Annotated in this window: 18 protein-coding genes and 1 riboswitch; of the genes, 11 read left to right on the forward strand and 7 right to left on the reverse strand. The window is 45.8% G+C overall.

Annotation, left to right across the window (positions count from 1 at the left end):
• Positions 1–990 precede the first annotated feature (990 nt).
• From QUA83_RS17670 to QUA83_RS17695, 6 genes are all read left to right on the forward strand, one after another.
• Positions 991–1,275, forward strand: coding sequence for a 4a-hydroxytetrahydrobiopterin dehydratase (locus QUA83_RS17670; protein ID WP_333294773.1), 285 nt, complete (start codon positions 991–993; stop codon positions 1,273–1,275).
• Between the two features lie 140 nt (positions 1,276–1,415).
• Entirely contained in the window at positions 1,416–3,065 is a 1,650-nt protein-coding gene (locus tag QUA83_RS17675) for an HD domain-containing phosphohydrolase (RefSeq protein ID WP_333294775.1), read from the forward strand.
• Between the two features lie 292 nt (positions 3,066–3,357).
• Complete coding sequence (locus QUA83_RS17680; RefSeq protein ID WP_333294778.1) at positions 3,358–5,556, forward strand: iron uptake porin; 2,199 nt, start codon at positions 3,358–3,360, stop codon at positions 5,554–5,556.
• A gap of 394 nt (positions 5,557–5,950) precedes the next feature.
• On the forward strand, positions 5,951–6,391 hold the full coding sequence (locus QUA83_RS17685; RefSeq protein WP_242716025.1) for an Rrf2 family transcriptional regulator: 441 nt from the start codon (positions 5,951–5,953) through the stop codon (positions 6,389–6,391).
• A 58-nt stretch (positions 6,392–6,449) separates the two neighbouring features.
• The gene (cysK, locus tag QUA83_RS17690; protein ID WP_333294781.1) at positions 6,450–7,412 is read left to right on the forward strand and encodes a cysteine synthase A; all 963 of its coding nucleotides are present in this window, start codon (positions 6,450–6,452) and stop codon (positions 7,410–7,412) included.
• A gap of 554 nt (positions 7,413–7,966) precedes the next feature.
• Positions 7,967–8,647 (forward strand): J domain-containing protein, encoded by a 681-nt coding sequence (locus QUA83_RS17695; protein ID WP_333294782.1) that lies wholly within the window; start codon positions 7,967–7,969, stop codon positions 8,645–8,647.
• Here the strand turns inward: QUA83_RS17695 and QUA83_RS17700 are convergent.
• Entirely contained in the window at positions 8,630–8,770 is a 141-nt protein-coding gene (locus QUA83_RS17700) for a hypothetical protein (RefSeq protein WP_333294785.1), read from the reverse strand. The genes QUA83_RS17695 and QUA83_RS17700 overlap by 18 nt on opposite strands.
• Before the next feature lie 69 nt (positions 8,771–8,839).
• Complete coding sequence (locus tag QUA83_RS17705; RefSeq protein ID WP_333294787.1) at positions 8,840–10,339, reverse strand: cyclic nucleotide-binding domain-containing protein; 1,500 nt, start codon at positions 10,337–10,339, stop codon at positions 8,840–8,842.
• A gap of 65 nt (positions 10,340–10,404) precedes the next feature.
• Between QUA83_RS17705 and QUA83_RS17710 the strand changes: the two genes are divergently transcribed.
• Positions 10,405–10,731, forward strand: coding sequence for a hypothetical protein (locus QUA83_RS17710; RefSeq protein WP_333294789.1), 327 nt, complete (start codon positions 10,405–10,407; stop codon positions 10,729–10,731).
• A 48-nt stretch (positions 10,732–10,779) separates the two neighbouring features.
• Complete coding sequence (locus QUA83_RS17715; RefSeq protein WP_333294790.1) at positions 10,780–11,652, forward strand: 6-carboxytetrahydropterin synthase; 873 nt, start codon at positions 10,780–10,782, stop codon at positions 11,650–11,652.
• 158 nt (positions 11,653–11,810) lie between these two features.
• On the opposite strand, the gene QUA83_RS17720 is transcribed toward QUA83_RS17715, so the two are convergent.
• On the reverse strand, positions 11,811–11,936 hold the full coding sequence (locus QUA83_RS17720) for a hypothetical protein (RefSeq protein WP_333294792.1): 126 nt from the start codon (positions 11,934–11,936) through the stop codon (positions 11,811–11,813).
• 31 nt (positions 11,937–11,967) lie between these two features.
• Between QUA83_RS17720 and QUA83_RS17725 the strand changes: the two genes are divergently transcribed.
• Both QUA83_RS17725 and QUA83_RS17730 read left to right on the forward strand, forming a co-directional pair.
• Positions 11,968–14,082, forward strand: coding sequence for a tetratricopeptide repeat protein (locus QUA83_RS17725; RefSeq protein ID WP_333294793.1), 2,115 nt, complete (start codon positions 11,968–11,970; stop codon positions 14,080–14,082).
• Between the two features lie 320 nt (positions 14,083–14,402).
• Complete coding sequence (locus tag QUA83_RS17730; protein WP_333294796.1) at positions 14,403–14,963, forward strand: Uma2 family endonuclease; 561 nt, start codon at positions 14,403–14,405, stop codon at positions 14,961–14,963.
• Positions 14,964–15,164: 201 nt separating this feature from the next.
• Here the strand turns inward: QUA83_RS17730 and QUA83_RS17735 are convergent, their stop codons facing one another.
• A complete protein-coding gene (locus QUA83_RS17735; protein ID WP_333055193.1) occupies positions 15,165–16,301 on the reverse strand; it encodes a DUF262 domain-containing protein in 1,137 nt (378 codons plus the stop codon).
• Positions 16,302–16,425: 124 nt separating this feature from the next.
• Positions 16,426–16,522, forward strand: a riboswitch (TPP riboswitch).
• Positions 16,523–16,529: 7 nt separating this feature from the next.
• Here QUA83_RS17735 and thiC point away from each other — a divergent pair.
• The gene (gene thiC / locus QUA83_RS17740) at positions 16,530–17,903 is read left to right on the forward strand and encodes a phosphomethylpyrimidine synthase ThiC (RefSeq protein WP_333055192.1); all 1,374 of its coding nucleotides are present in this window, start codon (positions 16,530–16,532) and stop codon (positions 17,901–17,903) included.
• Positions 17,904–18,292: 389 nt separating this feature from the next.
• On the opposite strand, the gene QUA83_RS17745 is transcribed toward thiC, so the two are convergent.
• The 3 genes from QUA83_RS17745 to dcm form a co-directional block, all read right to left on the reverse strand.
• Complete coding sequence (locus QUA83_RS17745; protein ID WP_333294798.1) at positions 18,293–18,460, reverse strand: hypothetical protein; 168 nt, start codon at positions 18,458–18,460, stop codon at positions 18,293–18,295.
• A gap of 177 nt (positions 18,461–18,637) precedes the next feature.
• Positions 18,638–19,114, reverse strand: coding sequence for a hypothetical protein (locus QUA83_RS17750; RefSeq protein WP_333294799.1), 477 nt, complete (start codon positions 19,112–19,114; stop codon positions 18,638–18,640).
• Between the two features lie 326 nt (positions 19,115–19,440).
• On the reverse strand, positions 19,441–20,727 hold the full coding sequence (gene dcm, locus QUA83_RS17755) for a DNA (cytosine-5-)-methyltransferase (protein WP_333294800.1): 1,287 nt from the start codon (positions 20,725–20,727) through the stop codon (positions 19,441–19,443).
• Positions 20,728–20,744 lie beyond the last annotated feature (17 nt).

Here is a 20,744-nt window from a genome sequence, read left to right on the forward strand (position 1 = left end):
CGTGCTTGGATGGCTCCGACAGACCAACCCCACGAAAACTTCATCTTCCCTGAAGAAGTTCTGCCTCGCGGTAACGCTCTGTAATCAGCGCGAAATATCAAAATTTCCAACATTTTAAAAGGGTAAGATAAAGCAGTTTAGGCTTTACCCTTAATGCTTAAAAAGCTCCCGCCACCAGGCAGGAGCTTTTTGTTTCCAGGAGTCGATCGAATTAGCGCCCTAAAAAAAGTTGATTTTGTACAAAAACCAACTCTGCCTGTAGCTAGAACAACTTGTGTCTTTATATCTCGTGAACTCTCCTAATCTATCTGGCAAGAAATCGATCGACCTTTCCGCGTCGCCAGATTTGCAATGCACCTGATAACCGCACAGCCCGGATTTTGAAGAAAATATAGACAAAGGGCTAAAACTGCGATCGTCCGCTTGCTGTAGAGATCGATCAAAGAGCTTGCAGCAGCAGTAAATTCCCCCGATCTTGCAAAAATCTCAATTTCCATCCCCCCACTTCTAATTCCTTGTGTTATTCTAATAATTGTGAATACTAGAATGATACTCAGAACGCAAGTTCTTCTGGTAACGCTGGCAATGGCTAGCGCACAAATCATCACCTTAAATCTTGTATTTAGGTGATGTGCGTTCCAATATTAAGCCATTTAGCTAAACCTGGAGGTGATGCCCATGATAGAAAGTAGTAAACGCATGGGTCATCAGATTGGAAACTACCGGCTGTGCGCCGGGGCCGCTCACTAGCAGTCAGCCGTCGTCTCCAACGGGAAACGACTTCCACGGGGAACCAGGCTGAGCTAGGGATTCTCCCGGCAGTCAGGTTCTAATCTGAAGACCCGCTAGACCGCTCTCACCTCAAATAGTGTTAAATCTTGAGTATTAAAACTTGAGACTAAACGCTATTGGTGAGAGCGGATAGTTTTTGGTCAAGGTTTCTACACGTGGGCAGTTAATCTACCATTGCTAATCCCAAAGAACAAAATTATGGCTGACCTACTTAACAATACTGAAATTCAAGAGCGCGTCAGTCAATTGTCAGGCTGGACGGTTGAAGGCAAACAACTGCGCTCTACCCGTTTATTTAAAGATTTTATCGAAGCGATCGCTTTTGTGAATAAGTTGGTCGCCCCCTCAGAAGCCGCAGCACATCACCCCGATATAGAAATTTCCTACAACAAAGTTACACTTAACTTGACAACTCACGATGCCGGAGGCTTAACTGAGAAAGACTTTGCGCTAGCCCAAGAGATTTCTTCTACACTAGATTAAAAGAGTGCCCGCTGGCCCAACAAGAGTCCCCGCTAGAGAAAAGCTCGCAAAAAAAAATCGACTTGGGGTTAGAATCGGGTGCTAAAAAGTCGAGAGGCCAAACGTTCAATGTATAAAAGGCTATTCCCCATCATCCGACCATGATCGTATTTGACAAGCCAGAGTTCAAGAACGAGTCTGCTGCCGAAAAAACCGATCTGATAGAAAAGCTTTTAGATATTGGCGCGGCTTTGTCGAGCGCCCAAGATTTGGGCGACTTGTTAAACTTAATTTTATCCAAAAGTAGGGAAATTACATACAGCGATGCTGGCAGCGTTTACTTAGTAGATCACAGCGACGAAAAATCTAAGCTGCTGTTCAAGGTAGCCCAAAATGCTTCTAAACCGAGCCTGTCGTTTAAAGAGTTTGCTCTGCCACTGACAGACAAAAGTTTGGCGGGATACGTGGCAATTACAGGTCAAAGTTTGAACCTATCTGATGCCTACGACTTACCCGCCGGCGTACCCTATCGGCTAGATACCAGTTTTGACAGGGATATTGATTACCGCACTTGCTCGGTAATGGTACTGCCGATGCAAAACCGACAGAGGGAGACAATAGGTGTACTGCAACTGATCAACCGCAAAACAAAGCCAGATACGGTGCTGACAGCAGACAATGCCTGGGAATCGACGCAGCAGTATTCCGAGTGGGAAGAAAGGATAGTTCGATCGCTCGCTTCTCAAGCAGCAATCTCGATCGAGCGCAATCAACTCCAAGACAGCATAGAACATTTGTTCGAGGGCTTCGTCAAAGCCTCGGTGCAAGTCATAGAAGCCAGAGACCCCTGTACCTACGGCCATTCAGAACGAGTAGCAGCCCTGACAGTACGCCTTTCAGAAGAAGTAAACACCGTCAGCAGCGGAGGACTGCGCTCTATTTACTTTAACAACCGCCAAATTCAAGAACTTCGCTACGCCGCCCTGCTGCACGATTTTGGCAAAATTGGAGTGCCCGAAGCAGTTTTGACCAAACAGAAAAAGCTCTACCCCGCACAGCTAGAAATCATTCGCCACCGCTTTGGCTTAGCTCAGCGGACGATGGAAATGGAATGCGTCCAGTCTAAATATAAATACTTGCTGGAGCATTCAGCTTACCGAAAACACCCTAGCCAGGAGCCAGAGTGCGCTCAATGCCGGGAAATCGAACAGCTAGACACTAAGCTAGCAGAGGCGAAAACCAGATTAGCAGAATACTGGGAAGTGCTGCTAGAGGCAAACGAGCCTCACATTTTGGCAGCAGAACCCCTAGCTCAACTGCGAGAGATTTCTCGACAAACTTACAGAGATATAGATGGGGCAAAGAAACCTTTGCTGAACCCAGACGAGATCTTGCAATTGATGGTATCGAGGGGCAACCTGACGCCGGAAGAACGATCGGCAATAGAATTTCACGTAACTCACACTTACGAGTTTCTGAAACAAATTCCTTGGACAAAGGATTTGAAAAATGTACCAGACATTGCCTACGGGCATCACGAAAAACTCGACGGCACAGGCTATCCGCGAGGTCTAAACGAGTCAGAAATTCCAATTCAAGCACAATTGATGACGATCGCCGATATTTACGACGCCCTGACAGCAGGCGATCGCCCCTACAAGCGAGCTCTGCGAACAGAGGCAGCGATGAAAATTTTGCGGCAAGAAGCAGCTCACAATAAAATCAACGCCGATTTGTTAGAACTGTTCGATAACCGCCAAGTCTTTAGCGTTCTCGGACACAGCTTGGATGTTAAAGTCGAATCAGCCTAGACGAGTCGGGCGTGCTGTGCTAAAAAGTAAATAGGCAATCGGGTGCTGTCTAGTGTCAGCAGTCAAATCAATCCACAGCCCAAGCCGGGTATGGTTTTGACGCCGTTGAGTAAAGGTTTAAAAACAGGCTTTATGCAGCCGTCAGTCACATCTATATACTCGGTCAGCCCAAAAGAATCCAAAGAAAAAGTGAATTTTAGGTCTCTTTTTAGAGTATGCTAGTTGAGCAACGACTGACCACATAGAAGACTAGAAAAGTTTCTCTGTAATCGGTGTGAGGATGAGAGTGAATATGTCGAAATTTTTGTGGAGTTACTTACTAATCAGCCCAGCAGTCTTAGGAGCTACCCTAGTAGTTTCTTCGAGCGCGATGGCAGCAGACGCTCAGCAGGCTGCTGATGCGGTCAATCCCGCTGTCGCAAAAGCTGAAACCGCTGAAACCTCCGAAGCGAAACTAAATGCTTTAGCTGCTGTTTCCGAAACAACTGCAGCCTCCGAGCCAGTAGAAGAAATTTCCCAAGTCGCTGGCAGCGAAACCCAGGCAGCGGTGGCAGATTTGGCCACGGCTGCAACTGAAAGTGCGATCGTCGGAGCCAACACAGCCCCTGCTGAGGCAGAGCCCCAAGCGGCATCACAACCTACAAGTGAATCTTTAGCCGCAGTTGAGCCAACAGTCGCTCAACCAGTAGAAAATTCTGCCCCTGCAGCCCAAGTAGAAATTCCAGCCCCGGCAGCTACCGCTCTCCCAGAGCAAATCGGTGCAGTTCAATTAGAAACTCTAGCCCCGGCAGTGGCAGAGTCGGCAGAACAAAGTTTGCCACAACCGGCTGAATCTTTAGCCCAAACTGCCGCACCACAAGAGCAAAACCCAGCCGCCACATTAGAACAGCTCAACGAGTACAGCAGCGAAGGTGCTGCCAGTGGCGAAACTCAAGGTCAAGTGACCTCAGTATCTCAACTTTCCGACGTGCGGCCCACAGACTGGGCATTCCAAGCACTGCAATCCCTAGTCGAGCGCTACGGCTGTATTGCTGGTTATCCCGACGGCACCTTCCGCGGCAACCGGGCAATGACTCGCTACGAATTCGCAGCCGGTTTAAATGCTTGCTTAGACAAGGTGAGCGAGCTAATTAGAGGCGGCACTGGCAACTTCGCTACGAGAGATGACTTGGCAGCCCTCCAACGGCTCCAAGAAGAATTTGCAGCGGAACTGGCAACCCTGCGCGGTCGTGTCGATGCTTTGGAAGCTCGGACAGCCGAACTCGAAGCCAACCAATTCTCCACCACTACCAAGCTGACCGGGGAAGCTATTTTCGCCCTCAGCGACGACTTTAGTGGTGACGTTAGGGTTTTTGGCAGAGACCACACAGCCCTCGGTAGCGACAACAACCAAGCGGTCTTCCAACAACGGGTGCGTCTGAATTTAAACACTAGCTTCACAGGCAGAGACTTGTTGCTGACCAGGCTTCAAGTCGGCAACGGTCGCAACTTCAACCTTGGGGCTACCAGCGAAGGAACTCAAACTTGGAATTTTGTCGGCAGAACCGACAACGTGGTTTCCCTCGACACCTTGCTGTACAAGTTCCCCGTCGGTCAGCGACTGAACGTTAGCCTGATAGCCAACGCTGGCGTTTGGGACGACATTATGCCGACCGTCAACCCTTATTTTGAAGACTTTGACGGCGGTAACGGCTCATTGAGCACCTTTGGACAGCGGAACCCGATTTATCGCTTGGGCGGTGGCGCAGGTATCGGCTTTGACTATGCCTTCGGTGGCAGGGGCTTGCTGGGCGGCGTGTTCGGCCCGACTTCTCTGTCCTTCGGTTATTTGGCGTCAAATGCAGCCAGTCCCGCTAGGGGTGCAGGCTTGACGAACGGCGACTACGCGGCGATGGGTCAGTTGACTTTTACCCCCGGACGCAACTTGCAAGTTGCTTTCAACTACAACCACGGTTACTTTAGCAGAGGTAACTTTGGGTTTGACAATGGTTTATCGAATGGGCCAGGCAGTCTCGGCGGTTTCACAGGTACCGGCGTGGCTAATTCTCTCAACGGTTTGAGCGAAGGCTTTGATGGCTTCAATGCTCGCAAAGTTGTCACCAACTCCTACGGTGCTCAGGCTTCGTTGCGACTGAGCCCGAGATTTATCCTTGGTGGCTGGGCTGGTTTAACCAATGCCCGCATTCTAGGCATCGGCGATGCGAGAATTTGGAACTACGCTGTCACCTTGGCTTTGCCTGATTTAGGGAAAGAAGGCAACTTGCTAGGGTTCGTGGTAGGTCGTGAGCCTTACTTGGATAAACTTGAAGCTGCAAGCAGTTTGCGGAGCTTCCGCAACGATGATTCCTATCACGTCGAAGGGTTCTACAAGTTTCAGCTCTCGGACAACATTTCTGTAACTCCGGGCGTGATTTGGGTAACTAATCCCAATCAAAATGACCAGAACGACGACATCATTATTGGTACTCTCAGAACTACTTTCACGTTCTAAGAGTGGGTTAGAGGAGGCAGGGGGGTCATATCCTCTCTGCTGGCAACTCTAAAGGCCAAGTTTAGCCCTGTCTGCTGCAGGGCTTTTTTGTTGGCCGGATGAATAGGGCGCCGACAATCTATTAAAAATTTAAAATTATCAGTCATAGACGCAGAAACCAGGTTTCTTGAGGTAATGCGGTCGTGGAAGGGGAGGAAGTCGAAACGAGAAACTGGGTTTCACAGAAGCGAGACTGCGGTGCTTCCCAACGATCAAGTGATGAAAGTCGATTAAGTTCAGTGGAAAACCGGGGTATAATAAAAGGTAAAGTTAGGAGTTAGAATTTGGAACTCAACATTGAGGAGAATTTTAACATCGGACTTCGGAGTTGATAATTCTGGTATTGGAAGCAATTATGGTAGAACTCTCCTGTAAAAGCGAATACGCAATCTTAGCTTTGCTGGAGCTTGCCGATTGCTACGAAGAAGGCGAGCCTCTGCAAATTCGCCAGATAGCGGCTCAGCAAAATATTCCCGATCGATATTTAGAGCAGTTGTTGGCTACCATGAGACGCTGCGGGCTGATTCGCAGCCAGCGAGGAGCTAAGGGAGGTTATATCTTGGCGAGGGAACCCTGGAAAATTACCCTCCTAGAAATTATCAACTGTCTCGAAGGCTCAGAGTTCGATCGCTCTGAAAAAGACTCGCCTGCTCAAACTGTAGAAAGTGCGGTGATTTGGGAAGTTTGGCAAGAAGCTCGATCGATTGCCAACTCAGTTTTGCAAAAATATACGCTACAGGATCTGTGCGAAAAGCGCAATGGCAGACGGCAGCTCGATATCATGTATTACATCTAGTTAAAATATTGCCAACTAGGAATTAACATTTACTTTCAACCACAAACTGACAAAGATTATGCGTATTGCTGGCGACATTACAGAATTGGTAGGGCGGACGCCCTTGGTGCAACTCAACCGCATTCCCCAAGCTGAAGGCTGCGTGGCTCGGATTGTGGTAAAACTCGAAGGCATGAATCCGGCAGCATCGGTGAAAGACCGCATCGGTGTCAATATGGTGAATCAAGCAGAGGCCGAAGGGCTGATTAGTCCAGGCAAAACGGTTTTAGTTGAACCGACTTCTGGCAATACCGGAATTGCTCTGGCAATGGTGGCAGCCGCTAAGGGCTACCAGTTGATTTTGACGATGCCGGATACGATGAGCACGGAACGTCGATCGATGCTGCGAGCTTACGGAGCCCAATTAGAACTTACTCCGGGAATTGAGGGCATGAGCGGCTGCATCCGCCGCGCTCAAGAGATTGTGGACAAAACTCCCAATGCCTATATGTTGCAGCAGTTTCGGAATCCAGCGAACCCGCAGGTTCACCGTTCCACAACGGCTGAGGAAATTTGGGAAGATACAGACGGCGAGGTGGATTTCCTGATTTCGGGAGTCGGCACTGGCGGTACGATTACGGGTGTCGCAGAGGTGATTAAGTCGCGGAAACCCGAGTTTAAGGCGATCGCCGTTGAGCCGGCCAATAGTCAGATACTGTCGGGCGGAAAGCCTGGGCCTCACAAAATTCAAGGTATCGGTGCTGGTTTTGTGCCACCCGTGCTGAATGTGGATTCGATTGACGAAATTATAGTTGTTACGGATGACGAGGCGATCGCCTACGGCCGCCGCTTGGCCAGAGAAGAAGGACTTTTGTCCGGTATTTCCAGCGGTGCAGCATTATGTGCAGCGGTGAAAGTCGCTAAGCGTCCCGAAAATGCAGGGAAATTGATTGTGATGATTCAGCCTAGCTTCGGCGAACGCTATCTCAGCACTCCCTTGTTCCAAGATCCAGAACTCAATCTGGCGATGGCCCTCAACTAGGCTAGCCTCCGGCCTAAGTCGCAGAAATAGAGAGCAGGGCGTAGACTGTACGCTCTGCTTGGCTTTTTAGTAGATTAAAGAATGGCGATAGATTGCAGTTCCCTCGATCGCGATCGATATCGTTTCCGGTTGCATCGGAATGATTTAACCGCAGAGGGCGCAGAGAACGCAGAGGGAGAGAATACAGAGAGGAATAATTCCGATGCTACCGGATTTGATATGATGCCTAATTTCTGAAGGCACTTTTTTTTGAACCGCTTTCGGCGTTTTAGCGAAGCGGGCGCTGACCGCTATTGTGGCGAAGGAAGAGAAAAGAAAAGAATGAGCTAACTGTGGGCGGGAGCAGCGCTATAGGAGTCCTCAATGTCGATCGGCTTACCACTTCCAAAGCCTCAATGTTTTTCTAAAATAGATTTATGATAAGTTGAAAACTGAGGTTTTTTACTGACAATTTTTGACATTTATATCAGATAAATACTTAAAAAAATAGCAAATCATGATATTTTTGTCAAGCACTTTTTCACAGATTATCCAGATTTCAAGGAAATAACAGCGTGTCTTCCGTTATCAATCATTACAAAACCCTAAAGATTAGCCCAACCGCAACACAAGCCGAGATTAAACAAGCATACCGCCGTTTAGTCAAATTATTTCATCCAGACAGCCGCAGCGACACAGCGGGTCACGAAGAAATTGTCCGCCTCAATGCAGCCTATGAAATATTAGGAGACGCCCAGCACAGACAATCTTACGATCGCCAACTTTCCGAGCAAACCGAACAGCAATCACCAGCCGCACCAAACGTCAGCCGCCAGCAAACACAAACAGCAAGGGACGCGGATGAACTAATGGAACAGTGGCTGATTAAAGTATACAAACCAGTCAATAGAATGCTCAACAGCATCTTGAAGCCGCTTAAAAAAGAAATAGACGAATTGTCAGCAGATCCGTTTGATGACGAACTGATAGAAAAGTTTCAACTTTATATCGAAACCAGCCGCGATTTCCTCAAAAAAGCTCATAACTTTCTTACATCAATGCCCAATCCATCTAATGTAGCCGGAGTTGCAGCCCATCTCTACTACTCTATCAACCAAGTCGGAGACGGCATAGAAGAATTGTATTTATTTACCCTCAATTATGACGATCGCCACTTGCACACTGGTCAAGAACTGTTTAGAATTGCCGCTAGACTGCGGCGGGAAGCGCAGGATGAATTAAAAATTAAAAGTTAAAAAAGCAGATTCTTCCCTCTTCCCTCTTCCCTCTTCCTTATTCCTGACATCCGTTACATCCGTTACATCCGTTACAGAATCCGTTGCCGAACTTCCCTCTTCCCTCTTCCTTATTCCTGACATTCGTTACATCCGTTACATCCGTTACATCCGTTACATCCATTACAGAATCCGTTGCCGAACTGCCTTCTTTCAAATTCCAAAAAGAACTTGAATTCGCTTGCGAATTTTAATAAAAGGAGTTTGTTCCAGAGAGTCGCCATCTAACAATCCCAAATCTCTCAAAGCTTGCTGGCGTTCCGATAATTTTTGAGCAATCTGATCGGCTAAATTGGGTTGTTCTCTTAAAAGTTTTTGCAAATCGTGACGTTCCACCACAAACAAAATTGCATCTTCGCTAGTTTTAACAGTCGCCGTTCTCGGAGTACCCAACAGCAAAGATATTTCCCCAAAAAACTCGCCCTCATGAAGTGTAGCAATATACTGACCAGCTTTTTGAGAAAGAACTTCTACAGTACCCGACAGAATAATATAAAAAGAATCGCCAGGGTCATTTTCTTTACATACCACCTGTCCCGCTGGAAACAGTTGTCGGTAGCCATATTCAATTAACTGTCGGAGTTCTAAATCCGTACACTGTTCAAAATAAGTTACTCGCCGCAACAAATCTCGCAGCGTCCAATTATTAGGGGATTTAGGCGCTGTATTTTTAGGTTCAGAAACAGTGGAATTAGATTTCAAATCGGCTGAATGTTTTGCATTGTGGGGAAAAAGTTTGCCGTTGGAATTATCGTCTTTGTTATTGTGAAAAAGTTTTGTTAACTCTTGTGGATTTCGCAGCCACAAATCGCGCTGCGGAAAGGGAATTTCGATATTTCGGTGGCGCAATTCGTAATCTATTAAAAAATTTACCGCGCTTTTAATAGCATCGCTTTCCTGTGGCTGATCAATCCAAACTAAAAGTTCAAAATTTAAAGCGTTATCTCCAAAACCGCAAAACCATACTTTAGGAGAAGGATGAGACAAGACATTTGATTCCATCCGCGCCGCAATTAGCAGCGCTTCCGTAACTATTACTGGGTCTGATCCGTAAGCAACACCGACGGGGATGTGGATGCGGCATCTAGGATCTTTGTAACTCCAGTTAATAATGTTAGTTTCGACAAACTTAATATTTGGTATTATTACAAACAAACCGTCAATTGTTTTAATAATTGTAGAGCGGATCGAAATTGTTTCTACTGTTCCTAATAATTTGTCTATTTCAATAAAGTCTCCGACTCTAATTTGGTGTTCAAACAGCAGGGTGAGACCGCTGATAAAGTTGCTGGCGAGATTTTGCAAGCCGAAGCCGAAACCAATACCGACAACGCCAGCTAATACGGTGAGAGAAGTGAGGTTGATGCCAGCACCTTGTAGAACGAATATACAGCCAAGCGTTGCTAAAATATAGCTAATGATGGTGGAAATTGCTTCTCGACTGCCGCGATCCAATCCCATCCGAACTAGCACGCTGCGCTTGATTCCTTCACTGAGAATCTTAGCTATAATCAAGGCAAATATAGCTAAAATTATCAGTTTAACGATCGCACTGATGGACAGATGAGTGTCCCCGATATAAAATAGCGGGGTTGTCATCGCACCCGATAAATGTTCAAAAAAGCGATCGGCTCGTGCAGTAATCGAATTCATTAATATTTGGTAATGGGTAATTGGTGATTAGTTTTTAGCGCAACTGAACCGCAAACTGCTAACTATTGCAGAGCTTAGGCGAAAAACTCGAACTGTGGAGTGTCCTGTGTGGCAAAAAAGGTCGATTCCCTACCCTTCGGGAACGCTTCGCGAACGGAATAGCTCAGCTTCACCCACTCTCTCAAAGGCTCGTAACTGATGGGTTAGTAACTGATGGCGAGAAACTGTTTTGTAGCGGTATTTTCTGCCGGATATCTATGTTGTGGCGTAAAATGGGCCCTGCGGCTCGATCGATCGGCGACGTGTTGCCAATATTTGGAAAATTGGTAGAAATTCATTTACAGCACCCTCAAATAATCGAAAAATTCCAGCAAAAATTAGTTTATCCTTAAGAAGCGAGTCCTTTACAGAACTTAACAAGCTTACCCTAATTGACTTTTATGCAGTGCATCATCAATCGTCGGGCACAGTTTTCGGCGAGTCACCGGTACTGGCTGCCGGAGTTAAGCGAAGCCGAGAACTTTGAGCGGTTTGGCCCAACTGCCCGCGCACCGGGACACGGACACAATTACGTCCTGTACGTTTCCATGATAGGCGAACTCGACGAGTACGGCATGGTACTCAACCTGTCTGATGTCAAGCACGTCATCAAGCGGGAAGTTATCAAGGATCTCGATTTTTCCTTTCTCAACGAAGCGTGGCCGGAATTTGAGCAGACTCTGCCAACTACCGAAAACATAGCACGGCAAATTTGGCTGCGGCTAGCCCCTCATTTACCTCTGAGCAAAATTCAATTGTTTGAACATCCCGAACTTTGGGCTGAATATTTAGGAAACGGAATGGAAGCTTATTTAACTTTGTCCACTCATTTTAGCGCGGCCCATCGGTTGGCTCGTCCCGATTTGAGCTTTGAAGAAAACTCGGAAATTTACGGCAAATGTGCTCGTCCCAACGGTCACGGTCACAATTATCATTTAGAGGTGACTGTTAAAGGGCAAATTGATGCGCGGACTGGCATGATTGCTGATTTGGGAGCTTTACAAAAAGCCGTTGACGATTATGTTGTTGAACCGTTCGATCACACTTTTTTAAATAAGGATATTGCTTATTTTGAGAACGTTGTGCCGACTGCGGAGAATATTGCAGTTCGGATCGGGCAATTGTTGCGATCGCCCGTTCGGGAATTGGGCGCAGAGTTGCACAAGATTAAGCTGATTGAAAGTCCGAATAATAGCTGTGAAATTTACGGCGCTGATTTAGAAGAAGTGGCGGCCGAACGTCAGCAGCCGGAAGCGATTTTAGCTGGGGTTTAGAGTTAAAAATCGGGTCGGTTGGGGCGGGTTCACCCGGATAGTTGGCTAATTGTGCAGATTGGTGAAGCCCGCCCTACCAGCCTAATGATGATTGCGAGAGTTATCCAACCCCATTAGTTGGGAGAATATATTCTTTCACCAAAGTTCCACAGCCAGAATTATTGCCACTTTTCCTGAAAAGTCAGGCTGCGCGCGTATTTTGGAGATAGTAAGTCAGCATTCCTCATGTCAGCTATTTTAACTGCTGAGACTATGAGGTCGATCGCCCGATCGCTGACAACCAAGCACTAATTTCTCCTAAATGAGTTGACGTTTATGCGCGTCTCAAATGTAGCTCTCTTGACTCTGGCTGCCCTCGCATCCCACAATTTAACTGCTAATACTAGCGCCAATCCTGCTGCACCTCCTATTTCTCCTCAGACACCGCAAGCTAGCAAATTTGTTGATGCCGTAAATAATACTGAATCGCGTCGGGCTGAGTCAATTAGTGAGCCTGAGACGATCGCCTACGAACAATTTTCCCCAAATATTACCGTATCCCGTCGGGCTGAGCCAATTAGCGAGCCTGAGACGATCGCCCACGAACAATTTTCCCCGCGAATTGCTGTAAAATCGCCGACTGGTTTGCTGGTAGCGGCCGCTCAACCCGATTCATCTGCTGGTGCAAAAACCCAGGCGAATACTGCTGCTGCATCCGGCGATGAACTAACAAAATCTTTACAAGAAACCTGGCTGGCTAAATTAATCGAAACCGGGGCTGAAAGCAATCCTCAAGTTCGCGAAATTTTCGCTTTTATCTCCCCGTCTAGTGGCAGTTCTGAATCTGGATATAGTTTTAATAGTACCATAACTCTGCTCAATATTTTGCTAATTCTTGGTACGGTATTTCCACCGGTGACAATTGCATTTTTTTGGATGATGCGACGGCTGATAATCAAACAGTTGGTGGCTGATGCCAATAAACGATTGCAAGGCATTGGTGTATTGGAATCAGAACTAAGAAATTCTAGCCAACTTAATCAAAAGTTGAGGGATGAATTAGAAGCGCAAATGGGTGCAGCTAAACAATCAATTGATTTTTTAACTAGAGAAACTGAACTTTCCAAATCTTCCGTCGAGCAAATTGAGACTCTCAAATCTCAATTTATCATGCACCTGCAAGTTTTGCTGAGAGAAGTTGACGATAAAAAATCTCAAATTGTTCAAGAAATTGCCCAAGTTCCCGCAGTTGTTGCCAAAGAAGCTCTCAAAATCGCACCTCAACAGGCATTAAACAATTCCCAAAATTCGCAAACGGCCCCTGCTAGCAACGAAAATTTGATTGCTGATGATTATGTTAAGCAAGCCGAAGGCCTTTATTTTCAAGGCAATTATGATGAGGCATTAGTCTGCTTGGAAAAAGCTGTTTTAGCTAATGATAATTTGGATGAGGCTTGGTATTGGCGCGGAAATGTGTTAATAAGATTGCAGCGCCCCGAAGAAGCACTCGCCTGTTACGACCAAGCAATATTAATTAAACCGGATAACTACGAAGCATGGTATAATAAAGCGAATTTGCTGGCAAAATTGCAGAAGTACGAAGAGGCGATCGCCTGTTACGAGCGAGCAAGTTCGAGCGAATCTCGAAAATACGGTTGTTGGCACAGCATAGGGGCTTTGTTGGGTCAATTGCAGCATTACGAAGAAGCGATCGCCAGTTACGATCGCGCCCTGGCTATCAAAGCAACCGACAGCGAAATTTGGCACAACCGAGGCGCGATGCTGGCCAAAGTACAGCAGTACGCAGCCGCAGTTGATTCTTACGATCGCGCTCTTGAACTCAATCCCAACAGATACGAAACTTGGTACAATCGAGGCAATATGCTGTGGAGACTACTCCGCTACAGCGATGCTATTGATTCTTACGATCGGGCGATCGGCATCCGGCCAGACAAATACGAAGTTTGGTACAATAGAGCGGCTGTGCTCGGAAAATTGCAACGATATCAAGAATCGATCGAATCCTACGACAAAGCAATCGCCCTTAAACCGCAGGATTTTGAAGTGTGGCACAACCGAGGCGTAGCTTTCGACAAACTGTCGCAGCACGAAGCAGCAATTGCCTCTTACGAATCAGCAATTACCCTTAATTCCGAGTGTTACGAAGCTTGGTTTGGCAAAGGCGAATCTTTGGCAAAATTGCAGCGCCCTGAAGAAGCGATCGCAGCTTATGAGAAAGCGATTGCTATTAAGCCAGACTCCTACGATGCTTGGCATCACTTGGGCACAGCTTTGTCAGCATTAAAGCGCTATGAGGAAGCAATGGCAGCTTACGATCGAGCTATTGCCATCAAACCTGACAATGCGGAAGCTTGGCGCGATCGAGGCGCAATTGTATCGGAATTAAAACAGGATACACACGGAAATGAATCGGGTGAAAAAGAGACTTAAATAGTCCTGGATGCACGGGTGGTCAGAAACCGGGTTTTTTGCGAAAATACTGCATCCCGACCTTTAAAACTGGTAAAAACCCGGTTTCTTTGGTATTTATGCGTCCACGACTATTAAATTCAGTCCCAATCCGGTTGTTCAAAATTTATAGGTGCATCCCTCCCGTTGTTGACGAGTATTTAACGAGACTTGATAGCGGGCATTTAAATGCTTTTTGTCTAAGGATTGTCATCTAAATTTTTCGTTTTTTTTCCGCTGCGTTTGGGGCGGTTTTTTTTTATGGTAAATTTAGGTAAGCTGCAAACAAGGAGAATAGTTATATGTCTGTTCAGCTTCAAAAACGGTTATTTACAGTAAAAGAATATCATTTGATGACTGAGGCTGGTATTCTCTCGGAGGGCGATCGGGTAGAACTCATAGAAGGAGAGATTGTTAAAATGGCTGCAATTGGTACTCGTCACGCAAGTTCCGTTAAGCGTCTCACCAGGCGCTTCAGCCTCATTCCAGAAGATCGGGCCACTCTGGGCGTCCAAGACCCTATCCAGTTGACTGAGCGCACTGAACCTCAACCGGACGTTGTATTGCTGCAACCTCGCGCTGACTACTACGCTACAGCCCATCCAGTACCGTCTGAAGTTTTGCTGTTAGTTGAGGTTTCAGATAGTACGGTTGATTATGACAGAGATGTGAAAGTATCGATTTACGCGCGATCGCTCATTCAGGAAGTTTGGCTGGTAGATTTAGTTGAAAATTGTTTGGAAGTTTACCGTCAGCCCGGCCCGAACGGTTATAGTTTAATGCTCAAGTTTTGGCGCGGTCAACAAGTTGCGCCGCTGGCTTTTCCCGATTTAGAAGTGAGCGTTGATTTTATATTGGGTTAGGGCGATCGCGCCACTCGCAAACATACTGCTATCTTGCCTTACAATATATTTAACAGCCCAAATCAGCGCAAGTTCTATTAGGTGGGCAATCAACTGCTGTCTTGCACTTATAGAGAATTTGTGGCTCATTTATAGCGAGAGGTTAGAGCTGAAACACAGGAATCTATAATCATAATTAACGCTACTTTTCTGCAACACTTACTATTCCAAATCTCCTAAATAATTGGACGCAAATTTTAACCTATCCCTAACATTATCGGCGCTAGTAAGATTACGTATTTTTTGAGCGACTCCACTGAAATTCTCATCTTCTATAAGTGATTTATAGCGTTCTCCCAGTTGTTCAAGATTATTAATTTTGCCTTGTTCTAACCTGCGGGCAATAACGACCATTACAGCTTCAAAGTAAGTAGGTATCAATATTTTTTGAGGTTTAAAAGCTTTGTTACCAAGACCTTTATGGATCGCTTCAATCGTTGGGATAAATGCGTTTATTATTTGTTCTTCCGATTGGCGGGCAAGGTGTCTATTTTGCCTCATGTATTGATTTAGAAATTCTTTTAGAGAAGGCTTATAATCGTTGCCCTCGAAGTAAAAAGCCAGGAATCGCAAAATAAGTTCTCGATCTTTCCCGTTTTTATCTGGGAGACCAAATATGTCACGCCACGCTGGGTTTTGATTGAGTTGCCCTAGCAAATTATTGAGTTCGCCGTGATAGATGCAAGCACGAATTTCCTGCGGTTTAAGGATAGTACCTCCGGTATTTAGCCTTTCAAAGATATAATAAATACTACTGTCCTCGCCTTGAGAAAGTGGCTCGACAATTGTAGCGGATACAAGCGAGTCATCTAATTGGCGTCTGTATGGGTCTTTCAGTGATTTATATGTCTCTCTCTCAAATTCTGTATGAACCCCTTTCAGAGCAAACGACTGCCGACTGTTAGGAAACTTGCCTTTGTAGAAATATAAAAGGCTACGTAATCTTTGCTGACCATCAATCACCAGCAGTTTTTTTGTATCTCGCTCTCTTGCTAGAAAGATGCCGGGAACTGGAAGACCAAGCAAGAGTGATTCTATAAAACGCGATGCTTGTTTTGGTTTCCAGACATAAGCACGCTGGAAGTCTGGAATAAATACGTCTTCGCTTTCCAGGCGTCTAACTAGACCCTCTACATCAAAATCTCTTCGATCAACTGCTAGGGAGAATCTGGAGGGAATAATGTCCTCCTCATCTTCCGCGCTATCATCTTCCCCGCTATCCTGAATATCGTTTTCCTGTTCCTCATCCCCTAGATCGTTGGGGGAAGATGGCTCACTGTTTGACTCAAATGTATTCATCTTGTAGCTTCCTTTCTGCCTGAGTTATTAGATATTATAGACCGATCGCTCCCCTCATCTATCTCTCAATATTAAGATTTCCTTAGTTGCTGCCGTGGCGCACAGAAATCGGTGATACAATCAACAGCTTAGCTAGGGGTGCCCGAATATCAGGGCTGAGAAAACACCCTTAGAACCTGAGTCTGGGTAATACCAGCGGAGGGAAGCTGTTTATCAAGGAAATTAAATATGCGTACCGAATGGATCGCTAAGCGTCAGGGGCACACCAATGTATCTCAAATGCACTACGCCCGCCAAGGTGTAATTACTGAGGAAATGCACTTTGTGGCTAAGCGAGAGAATCTCCCGCCAGAACTGATCCGCGCGGAAGTAGCGCGGGGACGGATGATTATTCCCGCTAATATCAATCACCCGAATTTGGAACCGATGGCGATCGGCATTGCCTCCAAGTGCAAAGTCAATGCTAATATCGGTGCATCTCCCAACTCTTCCAATATGGAAGAAGAAGTTGACAAGCTTAAATTAGCAGTGAAATACGGCGCTGATACCGTGATGGACTTGTCCACCGGCGGCGGGAATTTGGATGAAATTCGCACCACGATTATCAAAGCTTCACCAGTGCCGATCGGTACTGTACCCATTTACCAAGCACTAGAAAGCGTTCATGGTAATATGGAAAGTCTGACGCCCAATGACTTTCTTCACATCATTGACAAACACGCTCAACAAGGTGTTGATTACCAAACAATTCACGCCGGAATTTTGATTGAGCATTTGCCCTTGGTAAAAAATCGGTTGACTGGGATTGTCTCTCGTGGCGGCGGCATTTTGGCGCGGTGGATGCTGCATCACCACAAACAAAATCCCCTCTACACTCACTTTAACGACATCATTGAAATCTTCAAAAAATACGATGTTTCGTTTAGTTTGGGAGATTCTCTGCGCCCAGGTTGCACTCACGATGCGTCGGATGAAGCTCAATTAGCTGAACTCAAAACTTTGGGACAATTAACTCGCAAAGCTTGGGAACATGACGTGCAGGTAATGGTGGAAGGCCCGGGCCACGTTCCGATGGATCAAATTGAGTTTAATGTCAAGAAACAAATGGAGGAATGTTCCGAAGCACCATTCTATGTTTTGGGGCCGTTGGTAACAGATATTGCGCCTGGATACGACCACATTACCTCAGCAATTGGGGCGGCGATGGCTGGTTGGTACGGTACTGCAATGCTGTGTTACGTGACGCCGAAGGAACACTTAGGATTGCCGAATGCTGAGGATGTCCGAAACGGGCTGATTGCTTACAAAATCGCGGCTCATGCTGCAGATATTGCACGGGGCCGTCCGGGTGCGCGCGATCGCGATGATGAACTCTCGAAAGCGCGTTACAATTTCGATTGGAACCGTCAATTTGAGCTGTCATTAGATCCAGAACGGGCAAAGGAATATCACGACGAAACTTTGCCGGCGGATATCTACAAAACTGCTGAATTCTGTTCAATGTGCGGGCCTAAGTTCTGTCCGATGCAGACTAAGGTTGATGCCGATGCTTTGACGGAATTAGAGAAGTTTTTGGCTAAGGAACCTGTAGCCCAAAGCTAATATTAGTAGGGTGGGCATTGCTCACCTTAGTTAATCGTAAAGCTGTTTCGTTTCTTGTGGGGCGGGCATCCTGGCCGCCCCAAACTATGGTGCTGATGGCGCACCTTACTTAAGGTTATCTTAAAAAGATTTTCCCCAAAGAAGAATTGCGATGTTCCCTTGCAGGTAATTTTTTGTTACCCAGGAATCCAGAATTTGAGCGAGATTGGGATGAGCCAAAAAAGTAGCTATTTGCTGTTTAGTTAATAGCTTGCCATCTGCGTCATGCCCAAATTATTTATTTCGCCTTTTCAATATAAAACTCTTCATCAACTCAATTTCGTATAAACTCCACTCGCCTCGCAAACCCAGTGCCCAAGAATGAATCGAATTGCCACCGCGATAGTCAATTAGCCCCCTACCCTGTACTGGTAAACTAACTGAGCGTCGGGATTGATTTCGCTGCTTAATACGAATTCTGTTTCCAGATTCAACGAACCAGCGGCGGATTCAAACGCTAATCTAATGCCGTCTCTTTCTGAGAATAAGCCAATAAAACGGATTTTTTTCAGGGCCATTAAGTTGGCGGTAAAAACTCATATTTTGTACTATTTTTTAAGGGAGGCAGAGCCTCTAGATCTTCATTACCAGGCAGAGCCTGGTAACGAGAAACGAGAAATTTTCAATTCGTAGGGTGCGTTAACGCCGTGTAACGCACCGCCAGCCTCATGCACCATTTTAGCTAAGTAAAAGATTTACCTGGAGATGTTAGCTCGCGCTGTCTGTTGGCACGTTGAAAGAATGCGGCGATCGTTTGAGCTAATTGTGCGGATAGAATGCAGATTTGTTAACTGAGTATTGAGTTCAACTGTTTGAACTTTTCCGGCTGAGATTGCCTTCCCGTACAGTGTATTTCCCTGAATTTTACCAGTGAAGCACGCAAAATCCGATCGCGGCGCGTAGATTGCACCAACGACGCGATCGTTCTGGCGTTGAAACACAATATAGTTTTGAAGAACTTGGTTGGGCTGTGGCGAATCTCCGTACAGGTAAATACCATCTGGCAAAGCAGCAACATTAGTCTTAGATGGATTTTGTTGTGCTTGAAGCGGTTGTTCCTGAATGCCAACACCAATTAGTGTCAGAGGAAAAATAAAGGCTGTTGCCAGTAGTTTCCATTTCTCTTTAATAGATGCAGGTAAAATCATTACTGCTTCTCCTTGCGTCGTCATCTAACATATTAAAACAATCTTCTCTAGTTAATATCTCACTCAGGTTATAATTTCGCTCTGCTAAAATCAGCCGATTGGTATAGATTCTGAACCTGAAAGCTTGCGCTTGTTTAGCACCGAAAACTTTATTTTCCCTTGTCCTCCAAGTGCCTGAGCTGATTTTGATAAAATTAGAGCAGACATAGTTTATAATCCCCCCCAATAAAACACCGATCTAAGGTTGGTGCCGATACTTTGACCGAATTAGAGAAGTTTTTGGCTAAGGAACCTGTAGCGCAAAGCTAGTTGCTAGGGTGAGCGGAAACACTCCGCCCACCCTTCCCAATTCACCGGGCGCTAACTTTTTGTTGGGTAGAGCACAAAACATTCTGGATAACTTCTAGAGCAACAGCTTTAACTACATTAATACTTACACTATTACCCAGTTGATGATAAGCTTTATCATCATTAGGATGCAGAATAAAACTATCGGAAAAACCTTGTAACCGTGCTGCTTCGCGGGGTGTAATCCTGCGGACTCGGTTATGATAGTAAACTCCTAATCTATTAGCATCACTGGCAACAATTGTTACGGAAATTTTCTGCGGATCGAGAAATTTATAGACTTCAAAGGAAAAGTTACCGGATACAGGTTTGTATTGATTGTTGTTCCTTTGCAGGTACTTTTTTGTTACCAAGGAATCCAGCATTTTATCGAGATTGGGATGAGCAAAAAAAGTAGCTATTTGCTCTTTAGTTAATAGCTTGCCATCTTGGTCCGCTCCAAATTCTTTATTGCGCCTTTTCAATATAAAAAGATTCATTAATTCAATTTCGTCTAAACTGCACTCGCCTCGCAAACCCAGTTCCCAAGAATGAATCGAATTGCCACCGCGATAGTCAATTAGCCGCCTACCGTGCAGTCGGCTGAAATCATTGTTAACTATTTGTTTCAACGCATTAACAAATTCTGGCGAACAATCATATTTTGGATCTGGATTGTCTTCCAAAATATCTGCAACTGTAACAGGTTGGCTTAACGGGGAAAAGAACGATAGCTGTTGATGACTAGAGGAATGCGAATCTTTTGGACCTACGTCGGAAATTAGCTTAAATTGGGGCGAAGCATTTAAAATTCCTACTAGGTAAACTCGGACACGGTTCTGAGGTAAGCTAAAGTTAGAGCTGTTGAGCAAAAAATAATCGAAGCTGTAACCTCGGCTTTTGATTTCGCCCTTAATAGTTTCGAGGGTTCTGCCGCCGTCGTGGCTGACAAGCCCCCGCACGTTCTCGAAAATAAATGCTTGAGGTTTAAAGGTATCAATTAACCTTGCAATCTCAAAAAATAGGGTGCCTCTGGTGTCTCCAAATCCCTCTTTTTTGCCAGCATAGGAGAAAGACTGACAAGGAAATCCCGCTAGTAAAATTTCATGTTCAGGCAGTTTGTCAATTAATCGGATGTCGCCTAAAGGTGTGTCGGCAAAGTTTTTCTGGTAAACTAACTGAGCGTCGGGATTGATTTCGCTGCTTAATACGCATTCTGTTTCCAGATTCAAGGAACGAGCGGCGGATTCAAACCCTAATCTCATGCCGCCTATTCCTGAGAATAAGTCAATAAAACGGATGGTTTTCATAGCCTTAAACTCGCTGG

It is taken from the genome of Microcoleus sp. K1-B1 (genome assembly GCF_036704705.1).
Lineage (GTDB): Bacteria > Cyanobacteriota > Cyanobacteriia > Cyanobacteriales > Microcoleaceae > Microcoleus.